Annotated in this window: 2 protein-coding genes; one reads left to right on the forward strand and one right to left on the reverse strand. The window is 45.5% G+C overall.

Annotated features, from left to right (window positions below):
• Window positions 1-211 precede the first annotated feature (211 nt).
• A complete protein-coding gene (locus tag ACR2PX_RS24620) occupies window positions 212-526 on the forward strand; it encodes a hypothetical protein (RefSeq protein ID WP_434001999.1) in 315 nt (104 codons plus the stop codon).
• Window positions 527-603: 77 nt separating this feature from the next.
• Here the strand turns inward: ACR2PX_RS24620 and ACR2PX_RS24625 are convergent, their stop codons facing one another.
• Entirely contained in the window at window positions 604-2,520 is a 1,917-nt protein-coding gene (locus ACR2PX_RS24625; protein WP_434002000.1) for an alpha/beta hydrolase family protein, read from the reverse strand.
• Window positions 2,521-3,018 lie beyond the last annotated feature (498 nt).

Here is a 3,018-nt window from a genome sequence, read left to right on the forward strand (position 1 = left end):
GCCTGATTTGGCCATTTTTTATGATTCTTTTCGTTGAATAGCTCGCTATTCGCCTCAAATAATCATAAAAACTGTCTCAAACCGGACTTTTCCTCGCTACGGTCGGCTAAGTCCGACAGGCTCCTAGACAGATTTGAGAAGAAAAAATTTATTTCTTTCTTAATTTTCTGTCAGTATGGAGAGTGCATAGAACAAACAGGGAGTGTTTGATATGAAAGCTGTGGGACTGGCGCTGTTTCTGATTTTTTTTCCTTTGCATCTGGCTGCTGAAGAAGCGGTTAGCAATGAACGCTGCTCATCAGGCTTGGCTATCTATCTGGAGGGCGAGTACGCCAAAGCCTTTGAGGTGCTCAAAGTAGAGGCCGACAATGGACTGGGTTGCGCTCAGCACTGGGTAGCCAGGATGTATCAATTGGGTCATGGCACCCCGATGAACAGAGAGCTTTCGAAAACGTACTATGAGCTGGCAGCCGGTCAGGGGTTTGAGCAATCCATCATGCAGCTGGAGCTGCTTCGGAAGAATTGAAGGGCCGTTTATATATAATAAACACTGGCGCAGTGCAGTGATATCGTCTGCGCCAGAGGCTTCAAAAAGGCGGCTAATCAACTGCCAATGTGTTTATTGAGAAACTGTAAGACCTTCTGGTTTAGTTCCAGACGGTTCGCTTCATTGTAAAAGCCATGACCTTCTTTTTCCTTAACCAGCCACTCGTATTCATGCCCTTTTTTATCCAGAGCGGCCTTTAATACTTCAGCGTGTTCATAGTGGGCGCGAACATCTTTTTTGCCATGAATAATGAAAACGGGGGCTTTTAGTGAGTCCGTTTGAAGGGCTGGAGATTGTTCTCTGAGAGATTGCTGATCGGTTCCCAGAGTCTTGTTAAGGTAGGCATCTCCCCAGACTACATCCTTGATATCACCTTCCTTATACATTAATGGCAGATCATAGACACCGACATAACCGATGGCGCACTGATACAAATCCGGTTCCCGGATGGCACTTTGTAAAGCGCTATAGCCCCCAAAACTGGCGCCATAAATACAAATTCTGGATTTGTCTGCGATACCATTGTTGATGGCATACCTGGCTGCAAGGGTAATGTCGTCTTGAATTTTGGTTCCCCAGTGGCCGTAGCCTGCTTTCAAAAACTCTTTTCCATAGCCATCAGAGCCCCGGAAGTTAATTTGCAGAACAGCGTATCCAGCATTGGCCAGCATTTGCACATCGGGCTGGTAGCCCCAGTAATCCCTTGCATGGGGACCGCCATGGGGCATGACTACTGTTGGGTGGTTACTGCTTTTGCCTTTCGGTAATGTTAGGTAGCCATTCAGGGTAAATCCATCTTCTGTTTTGATTCTGAACGCTTCCATGGGTAAAAGGTCGTCAGACTTCAACCAGCGTTTTCTGGCAAGAAGAAACTGTGCTTTCATAGTTTTCGTATCGAAAAGGTAGAATTCTCCCGGGTTTTGATCTCCTGATACATGAATAACAATCTTCTCATTATTTTTTGTTTTACTGGTGATGGTGACTTTCTGATTATTAAAGGCCCTGACCAGAACCTTATGCAAAGCGGCGCCTGCGTGATCTTGACGGGTATACCAGTACCCGGGGTAATCTTCATCGATACGAAGGCCGAAGATGTTGTCTTCTCCCAGTCGTAATGAGTGGGTGGGATCCGCTAATGGGCTTTGAAAAAGAAGCGTTTCCTTCTGGGTTTCAAGATCGTATTTATAGAACCCCTGGGGCTCGCCTGAGGAGCTTTTGTAGGCATAAACAGATGAATTCCCATCAAAACCAATGGGCTCAAAGTCGCCTTTGATATCAATATTAAAGGGTTTCCATGGCTTCCCTTTACCTTCTGAGTAAAAGAGTTTGTTATTAAAGTCCTTGTCTAACCCCGCCACAAATCTGGGGACTCCGTCCCTATCCACCACAAAGCTGTTGGAGGGTACTGGGGAGCCCTTAATTCGGCGCGTTTTTCCTGAATAAACATTCAATTTGTAGACTTCATTATCTTTTTTGCCTGCTTTGACGGCCTGACCACCTTCTGCCAGCTGGAATCGGGTAATGAGAATGTTCTTTCTGTCATTGGGCAGACTATGCAGTAGTTCACCACCATAAGCAGAGAAAGCCAGTCCCGATTTTGATCGATAGCCAAAGATCATTTTCTTCTTTTTGCCATCGTAGTTGACGGCCATTAATTCACCCAGGCTATAGGGGGATTCCAGAGAGCCGCTGGAGAGCTCTATCTCAGTGACAACACGTTCATTGTTAACCCAGAAGTATTCACCTGGCTGACTCTTGGTGCTGGGGTTGAGAACGAAAGAGAGTTCTTGGTCACTGGTTCTCATAAAAGCGAGTGTTTTGCGTCCTTCAACATTCATTAGAACGGCAAGATGTTTTCCGTCAGGGGAAATTTTTACATTGTAGAATTGGCTGTGGCGAGAAAAGTCCTCAATGCTGGCTGCGTTACTGATCGAGCTGAGTAGCAGGCTGAGGGCCATGGCCACCCATGTCATAGGGGCCTTCTTTCCTGATCTATACATCATCCATACCTTGTTATTATTGTTCCTTCTGCACAGATATCTTGCTTGTGCCGTGCTGAATAGTTTTTATCAGTCAGCGGGGGATTATTATGTATTCTCTGTCGTAGAAAGTGAACTCTGTTCATACAGTCAATAGAATTTGCCTGATGCCAGGATCTATTGATTCCGGGTTAGCTCACAATCGTCTTAAGAGTATTTTCAAAAGGTTCAGGGCGATCCAGCAAGCTTATTATCTGTTCGTCTGGCAGGCAGCTTTTGTCAACGAACTGAAGAAGTTCAGGCTCGGCTTCACAGAATAGAATATCCAGAGCCAGTCGGTGTTTTCCATAAAGGCCTCTATGAATCAATGGCACTGACTTAAGCCGTCATCCCTGAAATACCAAGACTTGCTCAAGAAGAAAATCGACTATAAAAGTCGTATATTTCAAAAACTCCTCCTCGAGCAAGCCATGACCAAGTTTAGCCCAGAAT

The organism is Endozoicomonas sp. (assembly GCF_051008435.1).
Taxonomy (GTDB): domain Bacteria; phylum Pseudomonadota; class Gammaproteobacteria; order Pseudomonadales; family Endozoicomonadaceae; genus Endozoicomonas_A.

Excerpts from the sequence above, each read along its gene's own strand:
- ACR2PX_RS24620 (WP_434001999.1), top strand. The coding sequence starts at position 212 with ATGAAAGCTGTGGGACTGGCGCTGTTTCTGATTTTTTTTCCTTTGCAT.
- ACR2PX_RS24625 (WP_434002000.1), bottom strand. The coding sequence starts at position 2,520 with ATGACATGGGTGGCCATGGCCCTCAGCCTGCTACTCAGCTCGATCAGT.